The sequence below is a fragment of the Sphingobium fontiphilum genome (genome assembly GCF_014196635.1).
GTDB classification, from domain to species: domain Bacteria; phylum Pseudomonadota; class Alphaproteobacteria; order Sphingomonadales; family Sphingomonadaceae; genus Sphingobium; species Sphingobium fontiphilum.
In genome coordinates, this window is record NZ_JACIEB010000003.1 from 90,647 (window position 1) to 108,685 (window position 18,039).

The 18,039-nt window shown below is 65.3% G+C and carries 21 protein-coding genes; 13 read left to right on the forward strand and 8 right to left on the reverse strand.

Features of this window, described 5'->3' with window-relative positions; genetic code table 11:
* Positions 1 to 33 precede the first annotated feature (33 nt).
* The 3 genes from GGR44_RS07430 to rsmA are packed head-to-tail and all read left to right on the forward strand — an operon-like array spanning position 34 to position 3,203.
* Positions 34 to 1,350: a peptidylprolyl isomerase gene (locus GGR44_RS07430; protein ID WP_246344373.1), complete on the forward strand. Its 1,317-nt coding sequence runs from the start codon at positions 34 to 36 to the stop codon at positions 1,348 to 1,350.
* Entirely contained in the window at positions 1,328 to 2,347 is a 1,020-nt protein-coding gene (pdxA, locus tag GGR44_RS07435; RefSeq protein ID WP_183954958.1) for a 4-hydroxythreonine-4-phosphate dehydrogenase PdxA, read from the forward strand. Before GGR44_RS07430 ends, pdxA begins: the two co-directional genes overlap by 23 nt.
* A complete protein-coding gene (gene rsmA, locus GGR44_RS07440; RefSeq protein WP_183954959.1) occupies positions 2,337 to 3,203 on the forward strand; it encodes a 16S rRNA (adenine(1518)-N(6)/adenine(1519)-N(6))-dimethyltransferase RsmA in 867 nt (288 codons plus the stop codon). The genes pdxA and rsmA overlap by 11 nt, the downstream gene beginning before the upstream one ends.
* Here rsmA and GGR44_RS07445 read toward each other — a convergent pair.
* From GGR44_RS07445 to dnaN, 3 genes are all read right to left on the reverse strand, one after another.
* On the reverse strand, positions 3,194 to 4,840 hold the full coding sequence (locus GGR44_RS07445; protein WP_425511309.1) for a flotillin family protein: 1,647 nt from the start codon (positions 4,838 to 4,840) through the stop codon (positions 3,194 to 3,196). The two genes, rsmA and GGR44_RS07445, sit on opposite strands and share 10 nt — an antisense overlap.
* A gap of 44 nt (positions 4,841 to 4,884) precedes the next feature.
* Positions 4,885 to 5,484: a YqiJ family protein gene (locus tag GGR44_RS07450; protein ID WP_183955254.1), complete on the reverse strand. Its 600-nt coding sequence runs from the start codon at positions 5,482 to 5,484 to the stop codon at positions 4,885 to 4,887.
* A gap of 89 nt (positions 5,485 to 5,573) precedes the next feature.
* The gene (gene dnaN, locus GGR44_RS07455) at positions 5,574 to 6,686 is read right to left on the reverse strand and encodes a DNA polymerase III subunit beta (RefSeq protein ID WP_183954961.1); all 1,113 of its coding nucleotides are present in this window, start codon (positions 6,684 to 6,686) and stop codon (positions 5,574 to 5,576) included.
* A 164-nt stretch (positions 6,687 to 6,850) separates the two neighbouring features.
* Between dnaN and GGR44_RS07460 the strand changes: the two genes are divergently transcribed.
* The 3 genes from GGR44_RS07460 (at position 6,851) to GGR44_RS07470 (ending at position 9,295) form a co-directional block, all read left to right on the forward strand.
* Complete coding sequence (locus GGR44_RS07460; protein WP_183954962.1) at positions 6,851 to 7,333, forward strand: hypothetical protein; 483 nt, start codon at positions 6,851 to 6,853, stop codon at positions 7,331 to 7,333.
* A gap of 43 nt (positions 7,334 to 7,376) precedes the next feature.
* The gene (gene rlmN / locus GGR44_RS07465; protein ID WP_183954963.1) at positions 7,377 to 8,636 is read left to right on the forward strand and encodes a dual-specificity RNA methyltransferase RlmN; all 1,260 of its coding nucleotides are present in this window, start codon (positions 7,377 to 7,379) and stop codon (positions 8,634 to 8,636) included.
* Between the two features lie 224 nt (positions 8,637 to 8,860).
* Positions 8,861 to 9,295, forward strand: coding sequence for a hypothetical protein (locus tag GGR44_RS07470; protein ID WP_183954964.1), 435 nt, complete (start codon positions 8,861 to 8,863; stop codon positions 9,293 to 9,295).
* A 64-nt stretch (positions 9,296 to 9,359) separates the two neighbouring features.
* Here the strand turns inward: GGR44_RS07470 and GGR44_RS07475 are convergent, their stop codons facing one another.
* Positions 9,360 to 9,902, reverse strand: a complete 543-nt coding sequence (locus GGR44_RS07475; protein WP_183954965.1) for an outer membrane protein — start codon at positions 9,900 to 9,902, stop codon at positions 9,360 to 9,362.
* A 298-nt stretch (positions 9,903 to 10,200) separates the two neighbouring features.
* Positions 10,201 to 10,767, reverse strand: coding sequence for an outer membrane protein (locus GGR44_RS07480; protein WP_183954966.1), 567 nt, complete (start codon positions 10,765 to 10,767; stop codon positions 10,201 to 10,203).
* A gap of 253 nt (positions 10,768 to 11,020) precedes the next feature.
* Between GGR44_RS07480 and GGR44_RS07485 the strand changes: the two genes are divergently transcribed.
* The 7 genes from GGR44_RS07485 to GGR44_RS07515 all read left to right on the forward strand — a co-directional run bounded on the left by GGR44_RS07485 (position 11,021) and on the right by GGR44_RS07515 (position 15,827).
* Complete coding sequence (locus GGR44_RS07485; RefSeq protein ID WP_183955255.1) at positions 11,021 to 11,740, forward strand: cytochrome b/b6 domain-containing protein; 720 nt, start codon at positions 11,021 to 11,023, stop codon at positions 11,738 to 11,740.
* Positions 11,737 to 12,489, forward strand: coding sequence for a molybdopterin-binding protein (locus tag GGR44_RS07490; protein WP_183954967.1), 753 nt, complete (start codon positions 11,737 to 11,739; stop codon positions 12,487 to 12,489). The genes GGR44_RS07485 and GGR44_RS07490 overlap by 4 nt, the downstream gene beginning before the upstream one ends.
* 31 nt (positions 12,490 to 12,520) lie before the next feature.
* Positions 12,521 to 13,771, forward strand: a complete 1,251-nt coding sequence (locus tag GGR44_RS07495; RefSeq protein WP_183954968.1) for an SAM-dependent methyltransferase — start codon at positions 12,521 to 12,523, stop codon at positions 13,769 to 13,771.
* 101 nt (positions 13,772 to 13,872) lie between these two features.
* On the forward strand, positions 13,873 to 14,175 hold the full coding sequence (locus GGR44_RS07500; RefSeq protein ID WP_183954969.1) for a hypothetical protein: 303 nt from the start codon (positions 13,873 to 13,875) through the stop codon (positions 14,173 to 14,175).
* A 75-nt stretch (positions 14,176 to 14,250) separates the two neighbouring features.
* The gene (locus GGR44_RS07505; protein WP_183954970.1) at positions 14,251 to 14,673 is read left to right on the forward strand and encodes a DUF350 domain-containing protein; all 423 of its coding nucleotides are present in this window, start codon (positions 14,251 to 14,253) and stop codon (positions 14,671 to 14,673) included.
* Positions 14,674 to 14,677: 4 nt separating this feature from the next.
* Complete coding sequence (locus tag GGR44_RS07510) at positions 14,678 to 15,502, forward strand: S1 family peptidase (protein ID WP_183954971.1); 825 nt, start codon at positions 14,678 to 14,680, stop codon at positions 15,500 to 15,502.
* A gap of 55 nt (positions 15,503 to 15,557) precedes the next feature.
* The gene (locus GGR44_RS07515) at positions 15,558 to 15,827 is read left to right on the forward strand and encodes a DUF3297 family protein (RefSeq protein ID WP_183954972.1); all 270 of its coding nucleotides are present in this window, start codon (positions 15,558 to 15,560) and stop codon (positions 15,825 to 15,827) included.
* Positions 15,828 to 15,845: 18 nt separating this feature from the next.
* Here GGR44_RS07515 and GGR44_RS07520 read toward each other — a convergent pair whose 3' ends face one another.
* The 3 genes from GGR44_RS07520 to ypfJ all read right to left on the reverse strand — a co-directional run bounded on the left by GGR44_RS07520 (position 15,846) and on the right by ypfJ (position 17,958).
* A complete protein-coding gene (locus GGR44_RS07520) occupies positions 15,846 to 16,166 on the reverse strand; it encodes a phosphoribosyl-ATP diphosphatase (protein ID WP_183954973.1) in 321 nt (106 codons plus the stop codon).
* Between the two features lie 60 nt (positions 16,167 to 16,226).
* Positions 16,227 to 16,991 carry an imidazole glycerol phosphate synthase subunit HisF gene (hisF, locus tag GGR44_RS07525; RefSeq protein WP_183954974.1) on the reverse strand — a complete coding sequence of 255 codons (765 nt, stop codon included), beginning with the start codon at positions 16,989 to 16,991 and terminating at the stop codon, positions 16,227 to 16,229.
* Positions 16,992 to 17,073: 82 nt separating this feature from the next.
* The gene (ypfJ, locus tag GGR44_RS07530; RefSeq protein ID WP_183954975.1) at positions 17,074 to 17,958 is read right to left on the reverse strand and encodes a KPN_02809 family neutral zinc metallopeptidase; all 885 of its coding nucleotides are present in this window, start codon (positions 17,956 to 17,958) and stop codon (positions 17,074 to 17,076) included.
* Between the last annotated feature and the right edge of the window lie 81 nt (positions 17,959 to 18,039).

Below are 18,039 nucleotides of genomic sequence, written 5' to 3' on the forward strand. Positions count from 1 at the left end.
TCCTTCGCTCGCCGTTCCGCTTCCGTCTTGACGATGGCGTCGCTTTTCCTTGGCATTCTGAGCACCCCGGCGACCGCGCAGACCGTGGGCGACGATGGCGGGGTCGCGTCGCAGGCGCTGAAACTGCCCAGCGACATGACCGTTTTCGGCAAGAGCGATCCCAATGTGCGCAAGGCCACGGCGATCGTGAACGGCTATATCATCACCGGCACCGACGTCGACCAGCGGCTTGCGCTCATCATCACCGCCAATGGCGGCAAGGTCGCGGACGAGGAGAGGGAAAGGCTGCGCGTGCAGGTTTTGCGCAACCTGATCGACGAAACGCTCCAGATCCAGGAAGCGGCCGCCAACGACATCAGGATCAGCAAGGCGGAAGTGGACGACAGCTATAACCGCGTCGCCTCCAATTTCCGCCGCACGCCCGCCCAGTTCGATGACTATCTGCGCAGCCAGGGCAGCGCCGCCGCCAGCATCAAGCGCCAGATCGAGGGTGAAATGGCGTGGAGCCGCCTGCTGCGCCGCAATGTTCAGCCCTTCGTCAATGTCGGCGAGGAGGAAGTGAAGCAGGTTGTCGAGCGGCTGAACGCCGCCAAGGGCACGGAGGAATATCGGATCGGCGAAATCTATCTGTCCGCCGCGCCCGAAAATATGGAGCAGATCGTCTCCAACGCGCGCAACATCGTCGATCAGATCAAGCAGGGCGGCAGTTTTGCCGCCTATGCCCGGCAGTTTTCCGAAGCATCGACGGCGTCGGTGGGCGGCGATCTGGGCTGGGTGCGCCCGGCGCAATTGCCCGATGAGCTGGCGCGCACGGCGGCGGAACTGGACGTTGGCCAGCTGGCCGGTCCCATACCCGTTCCCGGCGGCGTCTCGCTCATCTATCTGATGGACAAGCGCAAGGTGCTGACGAGCGATCCGCGCGACGCCATCCTCAGTCTCAAGCAATTGTCGATCGCCTTCCCGGGCGGGACAACGCAGGAACAGGCGACCGCCCGCGCGGGCGCATTCGCCGCCGCCGCGCGCGAGATCAAGGGTTGCGGCGACGCCAATGAAATGGGCCGAAAACTGGGCGCGGACGTGGTCGATAACGACAATGTCAAACTGCGCGACCTGCCCCCGCAGTTGCAGGACATTCTCGTCAACCTTCAGGTTGGCCAGTCCACGCCGCCCTTCGGTTCGATCACCGATGGCGTTCGCGTGCTGATCGTGTGCGGCCGCGATGAACCGCAATCGGCCGGCGCCCCCAATTACGAACAGATCATGGCCCAGATGGAGGAGGAGCGCGTGAACAAGCGCGCCCGCATCTACCTGCGCGATCTGCGACGCGATGCCATCATCGACTATAACTGACCCGGCGGCCCCCTTTGCCGTATCGCTGGGCGACCCCGCCGGGGTTGGGCCGGAGATCGTCGCCAAAAGCTGGGTGATGCGCGACATGCGCGGCCTGCCGCCCTTTTTCGCGGTGGGGGATCCGGCATCGCTGCGCGCCGTCTGGGGCGGGCCGATCCGCGTCATCGACAGCCCGGAACAGGCGGTCGGCGCTTTTGTGGCCGCCCTGCCCTGCCTTCAGGTCACCCATGCCGGACCGATCACGCCGGGCCAACCGACCGCGGAGGGCGCCCGCGCCGCTTTCGAGGCGCTGGAGGCGGCCGTCGGCCTTGCCCGATCAGGTTCCGCCGCGGGCATCGTCACCGCGCCGGTGGCGAAGGAACAACTCTATGGCGTCGGCTTCGTCCATCCGGGCCAGACCGAATTCGTCGCCGAGCGCTGCGGCGTGGCGGCCCATAACGCCGTGATGATGCTGGCCGGGCCGTCGCTGCGCGTCGTGCCCATCACCATCCACGTGGCGCTGGCCGATGTGCCGCGCACGCTGACCATCGACCTGATCCGCGCCCGCGCGCTCACCACAGCCAAGGGGTTGCAGCGTAATTTCGGCATCGCCCGTCCCCGTCTCGCCGTGGCGGCGCTCAATCCGCATGCGGGCGAAGGCGGCGCCATCGGTCGCGAGGAGATCGAGCTCATCCGTCCGGCGGTCGAATCGCTCGCGGCCGAGGGTCTCGACATTCGCGGGCCATTGTCCGCCGACGGCATGTTCCATGCCCGCGCGCGCGAAACCTATGACGCGGCTTTGTGCATGTATCACGATCAGGCGCTGATCCCTATCAAGACGCTGCATTTCGACGATGGCGTCAACATGACGCTGGGCCTGCCCATCATCCGCACTTCGCCCGATCATGGCACGGCGTTTGGCATTGCGGGCAGCAACAGCGCCAATCCCGGCGCGATGATCGCCGCCATCCGCATGGCCGCCGAAGCCGCGCGCTGCCGCAAGCTGCATGGCGGCTGATCCGCCGCGCCAGGCGCTGCCGCCGCTGCGCGATGTTATCGCCGCGCATGGCCTGCAAGCGAGCAAGGCGCTGGGCCAGAATTTCCTGCTCGATGAAAAGCTGCTCGACCGTATCGCCGCCATTCCCGGCCCGCTACGCGGCGCTCACGCTTTCGAGGTCGGGCCGGGTCCGGGCGGCCTGACCCGCGCGATCCTGCGCGCGGGCGCGCATCTGGTCGCGGTGGAGCGGGACGAACGCTGCCTGCCCGCGCTGGCGGAACTGGATCGGGCCTTTCCCGGCCAGTTGCGGGTCATTTCCGGCGACGCGATGAAGGTCGACGCCCGCGCGGAGGCAGGCGATGGCGCGCATATCATCGCCAACCTGCCCTATAATGTCGGCACGGCGCTGCTGGTCGGCTGGCTCTCCGCGCCGTGGGAGCCGCTGCCCTGGTGGTCGTCGCTGACCCTGATGTTTCAGCACGAGGTCGCCGAACGCATCGTCGCGGCGCCGGGCACCGACCATTATGGCCGGCTGGCGGTGCTGGCCCAATGGCGGGGCGAGGCGCGGATCGCGATGAAGGTGCATCGCAGCGCCTTCACCCCGCCGCCCAAGGTGATGTCGGCCGTCGTCCACATCACGCCCAGGCCCGCGCCCGATGACGTTGCGCTCATCCATCTCGAGCGCCTGACCGCCGCCGCCTTCGGCCAGCGGCGCAAGATGTTGCGACAGAGCCTGAAAGGCCTGCCCGGCGCCCTGCCCGCGCTGGATCAGGCGGGGATAGACCCGACCCGGCGCGCGGAGACCCTGACCGTGGCGGAATTCGTCACGCTCGCAAGGATCATGGGCGCGCGGATCATGGGACAGGCTCAGTCCTGATCGGACGGCGCAGCGGGCCGATCCGGCTTTGCCGCCGCCGCCACCAGCCCGTCCAGCGTCGCGCCGTCAAAGCCCAGTTCCTTCATCAGCCCGTCGATCACCGGCGCCTGCGCGCGATAGCGCAGCGCGGCGGCCACCGCGCTTTCCGCCAGATTGCCCTCGCCGCCCGTCGCGACGGAGGCCGCGCCAGACCCCTCGCCCCGGCCGGTAATGCCGTCGACCTGCACGATGCGGATGCTGTCGATCGCCTCCATGGGCTTGGCCGCCTCGCGGATGACGTCGGGCAGCACCTTGAGCAGCGCCATCTTGGTCTGGAGCGAAACCTGATCCATCGACAGGATATTGGCCGCTTCGTTGACCGCGCGTTGCCCCGCCGCCTCCACCTCGAACCGCACGCGCGCGGCTTCCGCCCGCAGCTTTTCCGCCTCGGCCTCGCCGCGCGCCGCCTCCAGCATCGCTTCGGCGCGGTCGGCGGCAGCCTTCTTCTCGGCGTCGGCCTGAACCGTGATGGCGATGGCGGCGCGTTCGGCCTCCTTGGCCGCCTCGATCAGTTCGATCATCTTGGCGCGGTTGGCGATCTCCGTCTCGCGTGATGTCGCCACCTGTTCCTCGGCGGCGACGGCGGCGGCGCGGGCCTTGTCCGCCTCGGCGCGGGCCTGGCTTTCCTCGCGGCTCTTGTTCTGCACCGCGATCTGCTGTTCCTGACGGGCGAGTTCCAGCGCCTGCGCCTGGGCGATCTTCGCCTCCTGAACGGCGCGGTCGGCCTCGATCTGGCTGGCGTCGGTCATCTGCTTGGCGCTGATTCGCGCCTGATCGGCCTCGCGCTGGCGCTCGGCCTGCTGGCGGGCGATTTCCGATGTCTGCTCGGCGCGGCGCATCTCGATCTCGCGCTCCTGCTCCAGCCGGGCGAATTCATTGTCGCGACCGATCAGCAGCGACTGGCGTTCCGCCTCCAGATTCTTCGTCTCCATCTGGACGCGGGTGTCCTGCTCGATGTCGTTGCGCGCCTTCTTGCGCAATTCGATCTGCTCGGTCAGCTTGGTCAGACCCTCGGCGTCGAAGGCGTTATTGGCGTTGAAATGTTCGATGGAGGTCTGGTCGAGGCCGGTCAGCGACACCGATTCCAGCTCCAGACCGTTCATCGCCAGATCGGCGGAGGACACCTGCTGCACCTTCTGCACGAATTCGCTGCGCTGTTCGTGAAGCTGGTTCATCGTCATGCCCGCCGCAACGGAGCGCAGCGCGTCGACAAACTTGCCCTCGACCAGTTCCTTCAACGCTTCGGGCCGCATGGTGCGCAGGCCCAAAGTCTGCGCCGCGACGGCGATCGACCCCGAATCGGGCCGCACGCGGACATAGAATTCCGCCTTCACGTCGATCCGCAGCCGGTCGAGCGTGATGAGCGCATCGGCATTCTTGCGCTCCACCGCCAGCCGCACCGTGTTCATATTGACGGGCATGGTTTCGTGAAACACCGGCAGCACCAGCGCGCCGCCGTTCATCACCACCTTTTCCCCGCCAAAACCGGTCCGCACAAAGGCGATTTCCTTCGACGCGCGCTTGTAAAGGCGCGCGATGATGATGCCGACAATCAGGAACGCGACCAGCGCCGTGCCGGAATAGAGCAGCACCGGCATCAACGATCCGGCATCGGAAGCGGGAATGATCGCGTTCATGGGGGTCAGTCGTCCAGTTGGGGAAGGAAGGTCTTTCCTTCGGTGATCGCCTTGAAGACATGGCCGTCGCGCCGGACGAGGATGATTTCCTCGCCCTCCACGAAAGCCTGTCCGCTATTGTCGGGTTCAGCCATGACATAATGATTAAGGCCGAAGCGATCGGTGACGCGCGCCCGCGCCGGGGAGCCGGGGGTCGCCCGGCCGGTGACGATGACGGCGCGACGGCCCGCCAGTTCGTCGACGTCGATGGCGCTCGTCTCGTCACGGGGCAATATCGCGGCGAGCGGCCGGGCGAGCAGGCCCGTGCCCGGCAGCGCCGCAAAGGTCGCGGCGAGAGACGCCAGCCATCCGGGCAGCATTTCGCCGGTCAAGGCCGCCAGCGCCTGCTGGATCGCCATGCCGGTGATGCCGAACAGCGCCAGAAACAGCACCACCAGCATCAGGAAGGGCAGCCTGCCGAAACCCAGCCAGCCGAGCAGCGGAATGTCGCCAAAGTCGGCGTCCCAATCCAGATCGAAACCGCCCAGCCCGACCGCCTCGACCAGACCGATGAGCAGCATCAGCGCCAGCGCGACAGTGAAGGGCAGAAACGGCCCAGCGAGCATCCAGTCCACGTCGAATCGGTCCCCACAAGAGCTGTGGAAAGACTAGCCGTCGGTCCTGTGTTGCGCCAAGCCGAAACGGCCCGGCGGCGTCAGACGCGCATCGGCATCAGCACATAAAGCGCCGGGCTGTTGTCATTTTCGCGAATCAGCGTCGGCGCGGCGGCGTCGGCCAGGTGCAGTTCGACCAGATCGCCGTCGACCTGCCCCAATATGTCGAGCAGATAGCGGGCGTTGAAGCCGATGTCGAAGCCGTCGCCGCTATAGTCGCCCGGCACTTCTTCCGCCGCCGTGCCGTTCTCCGGGCTGGTGACGGACAGGGTGATGCGGTCGCGGTCCAGACCCATCTTGACCGCGCGGGTCTTGTCGGTGGCGATGGTGGCGACGCGGTCGACGCCTTCCTCGAAACTGCGCGGGTCGATCTTGAGCAGCTTGTCGTTGCCGGTCGGGATGACGCGGCTGTAATCGGGGAAGGTGCCGTCGATCAGCTTGCTGGTCAGGATCGCACTGCCCAGGCCAAAGCGGATCTTGGTCGCCGACAGCGAGATCGCCACCGATCCTTCGACCTCGTCCAGCAGCTTGCGCAGTTCGCCGATGCATTTGCGCGGAATGATGATGCCCGGCATCCCTTCGGCGCCGTCCGGGCGCGACACGGTGACGCGGGCGAGGCGATGGCCATCGGTCGCCGCCGCCTTCAGCACCGGCTGGCCTTCATCCGACACATGGAAATAGATGCCGTTCAGATAATAGCGCGTTTCCTCGGTCGAAATGGCGAAGCGCGTCTTGTCGATGATCTGCTTCAGCGTTTCGGCGGGCAGCTCGAACTGCGTGGGCAGGTCGCCTTCCGCGATCATCGGGAAATCGTCACGCGGCAGGGTGGACAGGTTGAAGCGCGCGCGCCCCGCTTGCACCAGCATCTTGCCGTCGGCCGCCTGCAACAGCACCTGACTGCCTTCGGGCAGCTTGCGGGCGATGTCGAACAATGTGTGGGCGGAAATGGTCGTCGCGCCGGGCTGGTCCACCTGCGCCGACACGCTTTCGACGATCTGCAAGTCAAGGTCGGTCGCCATCAGCCTGATGGAGCCGTCCGCCGACGCCTCGATCAGCACATTGGACAAAATGGGGATGGTGTTGCGCCGCTCGACCACCGACTGCACATGGCTCAGGCTCTTGAGAAGCGTCGCGCGTTCGATGGTGGCCTTCATATGTCCCTGTCAATCCGTTCTGTTCTGTCCATGGCCCCGCTCATGCATCCGGCCGAATCCAGCGGATAATGACGGCCTTTCTACATAACCTTAATGACGCGCTGGGCAAGCGCTGGACGCCCTCTCGCTTGCAAATGCCGGGCATATGCGCTTTGCCAACGGCGATGCGACGCCTTATTGCGCCCCTGATCATCGCCATGAGCATAGCCACGCCAGCCATCGCGCGGGATTCGCTGGGCGTTTTCGAACGCTGGGGCGCCTTTCGCGACCCGGCCGGCCCCCGCTGCTTCGCGATTGCGCAGCCGGTGAAGCCCGACCGCTCCGCCGCTTTCGCCGCCATCGGATATTGGCCCGCCCGGCATGTGCGCGGACAGGTCAACCTGCGCCTCAGCCGTCAACGGCGGCCTGACACGCCGGTGCGGCTGGCGGTCGGCGACCGGCGCTTCACGCTGGTTGCGGGCGCGGCCGACGCCTGGGCCGCCGACGCCCGCGCCGACGCGGCGATCATCGCCGCCATCCGTTCGGGCACATCCATGGCGGTGGAGGCTACAGACCGTTCGGGCCGCATCTTCGCCGACGCCTATGCCCTGCGCGGCGCGGCGACGGCCATCGACGCCGCGGCTTTGGGTTGCGCGCGGCGGCGCTGAGCGCCTGCTTCCACAATCGCGGAAAATGCATTATGGGCGGCGGATGCAGACAGCCGCCAATCCCTTGATGCCGATCCCCGGCCTTATCGACCCTGTGCCCGTGCCGCGCGCGGTGACGCCGCGGGAGGATGGGCGCGTCGACCTGATGGGGCTGGCGCGCGACCAGATTCGGGCCGTGCTGGAAAGCGCGGGGCTGGACGCGAAGCAGGCCAAGCTGCGTTCGAAACAGCTTTTCCACTGGCTCTATCATCGCGGCGAAACCGATTTCGAGGCGATGACCGACCTTGCCAAGCCGATGCGTGGATGGATGGCGGCGCGCTTCGTCGTCGGCCGCCCGACCGTGGTGGAAGCCCAGGTGTCGAGCGACGGCACCCGCAAATGGCTGCTCCGTTCCGACGACGGGCAGGATTATGAAATGGTCTTCATCCCCGACGCGGACCGGGGCACATTGTGCGTGTCGAGCCAGGTCGGCTGCACGCTCAACTGCCGTTTCTGCCACACCGGCACGATGCGGCTGGTCCGCAACCTGACGCCGGGCGAGATCGTGGGACAGGTGATGCTGGCCCGCGACACGCTGGGCGAATGGCCGCGCGGCAATATGGGCGGCGCGGCCGAGGATGAGGATGAGGACGCCCCCCAATACTCCACCGACGGGCGGATGCTGACCAACATCGTGATGATGGGCATGGGCGAGCCGCTCTATAATTTCGATCATGTGCGCGATGCGCTCAAAGTGGTGATGGACGGCGATGGCCTGGCCCTCTCGCGCCGCCGCATCACCCTGTCGACCAGCGGCGTGGTGCCGATGATGGCGCGGGCGAGCCAGGAAATCGGCGTGAACCTCGCCGTCTCGCTCCATGCCGTGACCAAGGAAGTGCGCGACGAACTCGTCCCCCTCAACCGCAAATATGGGATCGAGGAACTGCTCCAGGCCTGCGCCGATTATCCCAGAGCCAGCAACGCCCGCCGCATCACATTCGAATATGTGATGATCAGGGACAAGAATGACAGCGATGCCGATGCGCGCGAACTGGTCCGCCTGATCCGCAAATATAAGCTCCCGGCGAAGGTCAACCTGATCCCCTTCAACCCCTGGCCGGGCACGGATTATGAATGTTCGACGCCCGAACGCATCCGCGCGTTCAGCAGCATCGTGTTCGAAGGCGGCATCAGCGCCCCGGTGCGCACGCCGCGCGGGCGCGACATCATGGCCGCCTGTGGCCAGCTTAAATCGGCGAGCGAGAAGAAAAGCCGGGCCGAGCTGGACCGACTGGCCGCCGAAAAACAGGCCGCGCTTGGTTGACGCCACCTTGCCGCCGCGATAGCGCCAATCGCATGGACCGCCAGAACGCCCCTGCCATTCAACAAACCCTGCCTTGTGCGGGGCCGCTGGCGTGGGCGTGGGAAAGAGTGGGCGGCTGAAGAGCCTTCCCGCCGATCCTGCCAAACCATGATCCAGCAAACCCCGCCCGAACGGCGGGGTTTTTCTTTGCCCGTCGTCCGGGCATGATGAAAGGACGCACTGATATGACGACGACGACGAACGAAGCGGAAATAGAGCGAATCGCGACCGGCTTTTGCGATCACAGCCTGCCCAAAGAGGAATGGACCCATGCCGCCCATTTTTCGACGGCGCTATGGCTGATGATGAAGCGGCCGGATGTGAACCCGGAACGGGACATGCCGGACATGATCCGACGCTATAATGAAAGCGTGGGCGGCGTGAACAGCGACACGTCCGGTTACCATGAAACCATCACGCAAGCGTCGCTGCGCGCGGCCCGTGCGCTGATCGCCACACTGCCCGCCGGTGCGGGCGTGGCCGAAGCCTTCGCCGCGCTGATGGGCTCGCCATTGGGCGACAAGGACTGGCCCCTCGCGCACTGGACACGCGAGCGGCTGATGTCGGTGGAGGCGCGGCGGGCATGGATGGAGCCGGATCTCAGGCCGCTGGCCGAATGACCGGCAATAGAAAAGGGCGACCCGCAAGGGCCGCCCTTTCCCGTTCACACCGTTCCGAGAGGGATCAGAAACGGATGCCGAGGCCGGCGACGACCTGGTTGCGCTCCACATCGCCTTCGTAGTTCGAATAGCGATATTCGCCCTTCACGAACATGTTGCCGCCCAGCTTATATTCCAGGCCCAGGCCGGCGCGGATGCCGTCGCCATTGTCGCCGCCGAAACCGTCGGTTTCGATGCGGGCGTTGGTGTAGCCGACCTTGGCATAGGCAAGCGCCTTGTCGCCGATCACGAAGCCGACGCGACCGCCGACATAGATGTCGCGAGCAGCGTCTACGTCAACGCCGGCAACGGTGCGCTTCGCGGTCGAATCGGCGATTTCGGCTTCGACACCGAACACGGCCCCGCCAGCCTGGAAGTCATAGCCGAGGCCCAGACCATAGAGGACGCCGTCGGGCGTGCCCAGGCCGTTGCTGTTGGTGTCCAGCGAGTCATAACCGGCCAGAACTTCGGCGCGGGGGCCCGAGAAGGACGCGGCGTCCTGCGCCATGGCGGGAGCGGACACGGCAACGGCGGCAGCAGCAACGGCTGCGAAAATCACAGTCTTCATAGAAACCTCAATGTTCAAATATAAAGATGAAGAAACTCATCTTTTTTTCAATGATGATGCAAGGACTTCGCAATATTTGTTCAAAATCCTCCTGCACCTTCTGTATCTTATATGATCAGAAAGCTGTGACCTGCATCACGATCACGCAGGGCGCATTTAGGATCGACAGATTATTTTGCAAAGAGGCCTGTGCATTATTTTCAAGCAATTTCAGCCATGTGTTGCAAAACAGTGACATGCGCCGGAACAGGAAAGGCCGGAAGGACAGTAAAAAGCGCGCCCTTCCGGCCCATTTCGATCAGAAGCGAATGCCGAGGCCGGTCACCAACTGGTGGCGCGAGAGGCCCGCTTCATAGTTGGAATAGCGATATTCCCCCTTCAGGAAGATATTGCGGGCGAGGCGATATTCGAGCCCGGCGCCCAGACGCAGGCCATCGGCATTGCCGCCACCGCTGATCGTGCCGCCGCCTTCGCCACCGGCCGCCTCTTCATATTTGAACCGGGCGTTGGTGTAGCCAGCCTTGGCATAGGCCAGCGCCTTCTCGCTGATGGGAACGCCGATGCGCGCGCCGATATAGAGGTCGCGGTCGGTCACGGTGCGGCCAATGGCGTCGCTCTGTTTGGTGGTCGAATCGGACACTTCGCCTTCCAGACCCAGGATGACGCCGCCCATGGCGAAGTCGTAACCGGCGTTAAGGCCATAAAGCAGGCCGTCAGCCGACTTCGCGCCATCGGCATCGACATTGTCATAGCCGGTAATGATCTCGACGCGCGGGCCAGTGAAGGCGGATGTTTCCTGAGCGAATGCCGGAGCCGAAATGAAGCATAGAGCGAACGAAGCAACAAAAATCGTGATCTTTTTCATATTACCCATCTCTAATATTAGTCGAACGACCAAAATGATTGACAGGCGACCTGAGTTTACATCCCTGGATGGAGGATATTATTATTCTAAATTAATCCATCATTACAAATCGACTATTTGGTTCCCTTGCGGAGCGGCCACTGCCTCAACGAAGGAGTTCATGGCTATGGCGATTCGACAAACAACATCAACGATGACGCGAACGACATGATCGCGGGTGACGTCCCGCCGCTTTCGGGATAATCTCGCCATCATGGAGCCTGCGCCCGCCTCTCCCCCCGACTATGCCAAGCGCCATCGCCTCTCGACGCGCCTGTGGCACTGGCTGAACGCCCTGCTGCTCTATGTGCTGTTCACCAGCGGCCTGGGCATCTTCAACGCTCATCCCCGACTCTATTGGGGGCAATTTGGCGCCAATTTCGACACGCCCTGGCTGGTGCTGGACCGTTTCCCCGGCTGGATCACCCTGCCCGCGCTTTATAATCTGGCGATGTCGCGCCACTGGCATCTGACCGCCGCCCCCATTTTCGCCTTCGCCCTGCTCGCCTATATGCTCTGGAGTCTGGGCAACCGGCATGTCGCGCGCGACCTGGCGTTCAACCGCGCCGAACTCGCCCCGCGCCAAATATGGCGGGACATCATCGACCATGCCCGGTTGCGATTCCCGACCGGAACGGCGGCGCTGCGCTACAATGTCCTGCAAAAGGGCAGCTATGTGGCGGTCATTTTCATCCTGTTGCCGCTCATCATCCTGACCGGCCTCACCATGTCGCCGGGCATGAACGCGGCCTGGCCCTGGCTCGTCGACCTGTTCGGCGGGCGGCAATCGGCGCGGACCATCCATTTCCTGACCGCCTTCGCGCTCGCCGCCTTCTTCGTCGTGCATATCGCAATGGTGCTGCTGGCGGGGCCGTTCAACGAAGTGCGCTCCATGGTAACCGGATGGTATCGCGTGCCGAAGGAACGGGCATGAGCATCATCATCACCCGCCGCGCACTGGTGCTGGGCGCCGCCGCGACGCTGGCCGGATGCGACCGGCTGGCCAGCAACGCCACCATCCGCCGCGCGCTGTTTTCGGCCGAGAATTTCCATCAATGGGCGCAACGCAGCCTGATGGCGCGCAACGCCATGGCCCGCGAGTTTCACCCCGACCAGATTTCGCCCATCTTCCGCGCCAACGGCACCGCCAACCCCAACACCCCGGAATATAAGGCGCTGTGGCGCGGCGGCTTTGCCGACTGGCGGCTGCGCGTCACGGGCCTTGTCGACCGGCCGCTGTCCCTGTCGCTGGCGCAATTCCACGCCATGCCCCATCGCGAACAGATCACCCGCCATGATTGCGTGGAAGGGTGGAGCGCCATCGGCAAATGGCGCGGCGTGCCCCTGTCGCTGATCCTGAACGCGGCGCGGATGCGCGACACGGCCCGCTATATCGTGCTGCGCTGCGCCGACGACATGGGCGGGGGCAAGGCCTATTATGAAAGCATCGACATGGTCGACGCCTTCCACCCGCAAACCATCCTGGCCTTCGCGCTGAACGACCGGCCGCTGAGCGTCGCCAACGGCGCGCCGCTGCGCCTGCGGGTCGAGCGACAATTGGGTTACAAGCAGGCGAAATATCTGATGGCCATCGAAGCGGTGAACAGCCTGTCGCAAATCGGCCGGGGCAAGGGCGGATTCTGGGAAGACCATGCGGGCTATGACTGGTATGCCGGCATTTGACCATCTCCCTCCCAACTGACAGTCTGGACCCATGAAGCTATTGGACCGCGTTCTTGGTCGACTGGTGCGCAAGGGCCAGTTGAGCATCCTCTATGCCGACGGCCGCCGCGCCACTTTGGGGCAGCCCGACCCCGATTTTCCCACCATGGCGATGCGCTTTGCCGACCGGCGCGTACCCATGGACATCATCCGCGATCCCCGTCTCGGCCTGGCCGAAGCATGGATCGACGGGCGGATTGTGCTGGAGGGCGGGTCGATCATGGATCTTGTCTCCATGGTGCGCGCCAACAATGCGTGGGAGGATGGCCGCGCCATCAGCGACAAGGGGCCGTTCGCCCGCAGCTTCAAATCCTTCCGCCAGCGCGTCTGGCGGGCCAATCACCGTTCGCGGTCAAAGGCAAATGTCGCCCATCACTACGATCTTTCGGGCGCTCTCTACGCGCTGTTCCTTGACCGCGACCGCCAATATAGCTGCGCCTACTGGCCCGACGCCGACAATGAAGCGGGCATCGGCCTTGACCAGGCGCAGGAGGACAAGAAGGCGCATATCGCCGCCAAGCTGCACCTTAAACCGGGCATGAAGGTGCTGGACATTGGCTGCGGATGGGGCGGCATGGCGCTCTATCTCCACCGCATGTGCGGCGTCGACGTGACCGGCATCACTTTGTCGGAGGAACAGTTGAAGGTTGCGCGCCAGCGGGCGCAGGATGCGGGCGTCGCCGATCATGTCCGGTTCGAACTGATCGACTATCGCGACATGCAGGGCCAGTTCGACCGGATCGTGTCGGTGGGCATGTTCGAACATGTCGGCACCGCCCATTATCGGGCATTCTATACCAAATGCCGCGACCTGCTGACCCGTGACGGGGTGATGCTGATCCACACCATCGGCCGGGTCGACGGGCCGGGCATCACCGACGCCTTCACCCAGAAATATATCTTCCCCGGCGGCTATATTCCGGCGCTATCCGAAATGATCCAGGGCAGCGAAGGCACGCGCCTGATGGTCACGGACGTGGAGGTGCTGCGCATCCATTATGGCCTGACCATCCGGGAATGGTACAAGCGGACGGAAGCCCACAAGGCGGAGATCATCGCCCTGTATGACGAGCGCTTCTATCGCCTGTGGACCTTCTACCTCGCGGGCGCGGCGACGGTGTTCGAACATGGCGGCATGGTGAACTACCAGGTCCAATATGTGCGCGACCGCCGCACATTGCCCATCACCCGCGACTATATGGCCGAGGCGGAAGCGGACCTGCGACGGGCGAGCGTCGGGTGAACGGCCGCTGACAATCCCGTTCCCGGTCAATTCAGCCCGAATCGGGCAATTTCCCTCCTGCTCCACCGGACGCCCGGCGGACGCAGACAGGAGAGTTGGATATGACCATGTTCTGGAAAGGCGCGGCGGCGCTGTCATTGGCGATCACCGGGATGACCATGGCGGCGCCCGCCGCGCAGGCGCATGACCGCGATCATCGCGCGGGCTGGCGCGACGGCCATCGCGACAACTGGCGCGGCTATCGCGAATACCGGTCGCACCGCGACTGGCGGCGGGACCGGCGCGACTGGCGACGCCATTACGCCTATCGCAACCAGTGGCGCGATTATCGTCGCCATTGCTGGACCGAATGGCGTTATAGCCCCTATTCCTATCGTAACATCCGCGTGCGCATCTGCCGCTGATCCGGCGGGCGGCGTGACCGTGCAGGGCGCGCCGTCCCCGTTGAAGACGCACGGCCGATAGGGCATGGTCGCGCCATGACCGATCCCATGCCTGTCATTTACAGCCTGCTTGCGGGCCTGCCCATCCTGCTCATCCATCTGGCCAGCGCCACCATCGTCTGGCTGGCGGCGCTGGCGCTATACATGTGGATCACGCCGCATGACGAATTTGCTCTGATCCGCGCGAGCAACCAGTCGGCGGCGATCTCGCTGGGCGGCGCGGCCATCGGTCTGGCGATCCCGCTGGGCTTCTGCCTCGCCGCCTCCGTCAATGTGTGGGACATTGTGATCTGGGGCAGCGTCACGCTGGTCCTACAACTCATCGCCTTTCGCGCAGTGGATTTCCTGCTGGGCTCGCTGTCCCGCCGGATCGAGGAGGATGAACGGTCCGCCGCCATCTTCCTGGCGATGATGAAGGCGGCCATCGCCTGCCTGACCGCCGCCGCCGTCGCCGGATAAGCCCATGGCCCAGCGCCGTTCGGGCTGCCTTCCGCTGATATTGGGGCTGATCCTGATCGCGGTCTGGGTCGGCGGCGAGGAAAGCGACCTGCCGCCGCTCCAGACAGAGGCGTTCGATCCCCGCTCGCCGCGCCGCCCGCTGCCGCAATTCGAACGCGAAACCTATGTCATTCAGGATCGCGACGGGCCGGCGCGCGACAGCATGGGCACCGCCTTTGTCGTCGACAGCGACGGCGTATGGCTGACCGCCGAGCATGTCACCCATGGCTGCGCCCGTTTCGGGCTCGAGGAGGACGGCATGCCCATCGCCGTTTCGCGCGTGTTGGAAAGCCGCGAGGCGGACGTCGCTCTGATCCGGGACGGACAGCAAAGCGTCGCCATTTTGCCGCTGACCGCACGAGCGCCCGAGCCGGGCGGTCTCGGTTATCATATGGGTTTCCCGGCGGGGGAACCCATGGTCGTGCAATCCGAGCTGATCGGCGCGGCCGACGCGCGCCGGGGCATGGCCGACAGCGCGGAACCCGTGCTGGTATGGGCCGAACGCAGCCGCCAGCCCGAACGCGACGGCACGCTCAGCGGCATCAGCGGCGGCCCCACGCTCGGCGAGGACGGGCATGTCGTGGGCGTCAACAGCGCGTCGACCGACCGGCGCGGCCGGGTGCTGACGACTGATCCGGCCGCGGTTATACGGCTGGTCGAGGCCGCCCGCGCCGTTGACGAGCGCGCGCAACCCCGGCCGATTGCGGGACTGTCAGACGCCGACCGGCAATTCCGGCAATGGCTGGCCAGCGGCATCATCCGCCGCGCCTTTTGCGATGTCGACGATTGACGCAGGCGATGACGAGGGGGTAGGCAGCGCGCCGGAAAATACAGGATTTGCCAGCATGACCGATACACCGCCCGACCGCCTTTCCACCAATCCGCGCAGCCCCCATTTCGACATGGATGTTCTGAAGCGCGGCATCGGCATCCGGTTCAAGGACCGCGTTCGCAACGATGTCGAGGAATATAGCATTTCCGAAGGCTGGATCCGCGTCGCCGCCGGCAAGACCCGCGACCGCCACGGCAACCCGCTGACCATCAAGCTCAACGGCCCGGTCGAAGCCTGGTTCGAAACCCCGGCCGAAGGCGAAGCGGAAACCGCCGAGGACTGATCGCCGGTCCCGGCCTTTTCAGTCCTTGGGCCGGGACGCCTTTTCCACCAGCCCAGACACGCCCTCGCGCCGGTCCAGCTCATTGAGCACGGCGTCGAGCGGCAGGTCGATGTCAGCCAGCAGCACCAGCAGATGGAACAGCAGGTCGGCGGCCTCGCCGGTCAGCCCCTCGCGGTCGTCCTGCATCGCGGCGATCACCGACTCGACCGCCTCCTCGCCCAGTTTCTGGGCGATCTTGGCGCGGCCCCGCGCCGTCAGCTTGGCGACATAGGATGTCGACGGGTCTGCCGTCCGGCGGGCCTTGATCGTCTGTTCAAGCTGGTGAAGGGTCGCGCGCATGGGGCGCAGATGCCGCCCGATGGCCGCCAGCGTCAACAGCAAAATAGGGTCGGACGGCGATCAGGCCGCGCGCACGGCCACCCCCGCCGCCGCCAGCGCCCGGTGGGCGTCGGCGATCGTGTGCTGGCCGAAGTGGAAGATCGACGCCGCCAGCACCGCGCTGGCATGGCCGATGGTGACGCCTGCGACCAGATGGTCGAGCGTGCCGACGCCGCCGCTGGCGATCACCGGCACCGACACCGCGTCGGCAATGGTGCGGGTGAGTTCGAGATCATAGCCCGCGCGCGTGCCGTCGCCGTCCATCGACGTGACCAGCAATTCGCCCGCGCCCAGTTCGGCGAGGCGCAACGCATGTTCAACCGCATCGACGCCGGTCGCCTTGCGCCCGCCATGGGTGAAGATTTCCCAGCGCCCCTCGCCCACGCGGCGGGCATCGACCGACCCCACCACGCATTGCGCGCCGAAACGGTCGGCGATGTCGGCCACCAGTTCGGGCCGGGCGACCGCCGCGCTGTTCACCGCCACCTTGTCCGCGCCTGCGAGCAGCAGTTCGCGCGCATCCTCCGGGCTGCGGACGCCGCCGCCGACCGTCACCGGCATGAAACAGACCTCCGCCGTGCGCCGCACCACATCCAATATGGTGCCGCGCGCCTCATGCGTGGCGGTGATGTCGAGGAAGCAAAGCTCGTCCGCACCCGCGGCGTCATAGAGCCGGGCCTGCTCCACCGGATCGCCCGCATCGGCAAGGTCGACGAAATTGACGCCCTTCACCACCCGGCCATTGGCCACATCGAGACAGGGGATGACGCGGGTGCGGACAGTCATGGATCGGACTTTCGTGTCGGGCAGGGAATCAGTGTGCGCCCACTAAGCGACGAGGCGTCCCGGTTTCAACGACTCTGACGCTTCACAGCACGCCCTTGAACGTGTCGCACTGCGCCAGATCGCCGGTCGACAGTCCCTTGCGCAGCCATTCCATACGCTGGGCGCTGCTGCCATGGGTGAAGCTGTCGGGCATGGGCCGTTGCCCGGCTGAGCGTTGCAGCGTGTCGTCGCCGATCGCCTCGGCCGCGCGCATCCCTTCCTCCAGGTCGCCCGGCTCCATCAGATTCTGGTCGCGCGCCGCCCACACGCCGGCATAGCAATCGGCCTGCAATTCCATGCGGACCTGAAGGGCGTTGCCCTCCGTCTCACTGGCATTGCGCTGGGCCGCGCGCACCTTGTCGGACAGGCCGGTGATCGTCTGGATATGGTGGCCCACCTCATGCGCGATGATGTAGCCGATGGGGAAATCGCCCGGCGCGTTGAAGCGGGTCTCCATTTCCCTGAAGAAATCGGTGTCTAGATAGATTTTGCGGTCGGCCGGGCAATAGAATGGCCCCATGGCCGATTGCGCCGCGCCACAGCCCGACATGCCCGACTGGCTATAGAAGACAAGGGTCGGCGGCGGGTAGCTTTCGCCCTCGCTCCTGAAAATTTCCTCCCAGCGCCGCTCGGTCGACCCCAGGACGCGCAGCGAAACGCGCTGGACATCGGTCAGTTGCGACGGCGAAGGCTTGCTGCTCTCCACCTGGGGGGAAGGGCCGACTCCGCCGCCGCCCAGCAAGGACAGCGGATTGACCCCCATCACCACCATGATGACCAGCACGACGGCTATGCCGCCACAGCCGAACCTGCTGCCGATTAACGGCAACAGCATGCCCAGGCCGCCGCCCATTCCGCCGCCAAAGCCGCCGCCACGGCCGTCCTGCACCTCGAAATGGGTGCTTTCCTGTTCGTCGTCGAGCCGCATCGCATCATCACTCCCGCCGGGGTCGCCCTGCCTATGCCACCGCGAAGGATCACCGCACAAGCCATGCGACGTCCCAAAGGA

What these genes read in the sequence shown, in the direction of transcription:
- GGR44_RS07430 (WP_246344373.1), top strand. Translation starts at nt 34, where the DNA reads ATGGCGTCGCTTTTCCTTGGCATTCTGAGCACCCCGGCGACCGCGCAG.
- pdxA (WP_183954958.1), top strand. Translation starts at nt 1,328, where the DNA reads ATGCCATCATCGACTATAACTGACCCGGCGGCCCCCTTTGCCGTATCG.
- rsmA (WP_183954959.1), top strand. Translation starts at nt 2,337, where the DNA reads ATGGCGGCTGATCCGCCGCGCCAGGCGCTGCCGCCGCTGCGCGATGTT.
- GGR44_RS07445 (WP_425511309.1), bottom strand. Translation starts at nt 4,840, where the DNA reads ATGCCGGTGCTGCTCTATTCCGGCACGGCGCTGGTCGCGTTCCTGATT.
- GGR44_RS07450 (WP_183955254.1), bottom strand. Translation starts at nt 5,484, where the DNA reads ATGCTCGCTGGGCCGTTTCTGCCCTTCACTGTCGCGCTGGCGCTGATG.
- dnaN (WP_183954961.1), bottom strand. Translation starts at nt 6,686, where the DNA reads ATGAAGGCCACCATCGAACGCGCGACGCTTCTCAAGAGCCTGAGCCAT.
- GGR44_RS07460 (WP_183954962.1), top strand. Translation starts at nt 6,851, where the DNA reads ATGCGACGCCTTATTGCGCCCCTGATCATCGCCATGAGCATAGCCACG.
- rlmN (WP_183954963.1), top strand. Translation starts at nt 7,377, where the DNA reads ATGCAGACAGCCGCCAATCCCTTGATGCCGATCCCCGGCCTTATCGAC.
- GGR44_RS07470 (WP_183954964.1), top strand. Translation starts at nt 8,861, where the DNA reads ATGACGACGACGACGAACGAAGCGGAAATAGAGCGAATCGCGACCGGC.
- GGR44_RS07475 (WP_183954965.1), bottom strand. Translation starts at nt 9,902, where the DNA reads ATGAAGACTGTGATTTTCGCAGCCGTTGCTGCTGCCGCCGTTGCCGTG.
- GGR44_RS07480 (WP_183954966.1), bottom strand. Translation starts at nt 10,767, where the DNA reads ATGAAAAAGATCACGATTTTTGTTGCTTCGTTCGCTCTATGCTTCATT.
- GGR44_RS07485 (WP_183955255.1), top strand. Translation starts at nt 11,021, where the DNA reads ATGGAGCCTGCGCCCGCCTCTCCCCCCGACTATGCCAAGCGCCATCGC.
- GGR44_RS07490 (WP_183954967.1), top strand. Translation starts at nt 11,737, where the DNA reads ATGAGCATCATCATCACCCGCCGCGCACTGGTGCTGGGCGCCGCCGCG.
- GGR44_RS07495 (WP_183954968.1), top strand. Translation starts at nt 12,521, where the DNA reads ATGAAGCTATTGGACCGCGTTCTTGGTCGACTGGTGCGCAAGGGCCAG.
- GGR44_RS07500 (WP_183954969.1), top strand. Translation starts at nt 13,873, where the DNA reads ATGACCATGTTCTGGAAAGGCGCGGCGGCGCTGTCATTGGCGATCACC.
- GGR44_RS07505 (WP_183954970.1), top strand. Translation starts at nt 14,251, where the DNA reads ATGACCGATCCCATGCCTGTCATTTACAGCCTGCTTGCGGGCCTGCCC.
- GGR44_RS07510 (WP_183954971.1), top strand. Translation starts at nt 14,678, where the DNA reads ATGGCCCAGCGCCGTTCGGGCTGCCTTCCGCTGATATTGGGGCTGATC.
- GGR44_RS07515 (WP_183954972.1), top strand. Translation starts at nt 15,558, where the DNA reads ATGACCGATACACCGCCCGACCGCCTTTCCACCAATCCGCGCAGCCCC.
- GGR44_RS07520 (WP_183954973.1), bottom strand. Translation starts at nt 16,166, where the DNA reads ATGCGCGCGACCCTTCACCAGCTTGAACAGACGATCAAGGCCCGCCGG.
- hisF (WP_183954974.1), bottom strand. Translation starts at nt 16,991, where the DNA reads ATGACTGTCCGCACCCGCGTCATCCCCTGTCTCGATGTGGCCAATGGC.
- ypfJ (WP_183954975.1), bottom strand. Translation starts at nt 17,958, where the DNA reads ATGCGGCTCGACGACGAACAGGAAAGCACCCATTTCGAGGTGCAGGAC.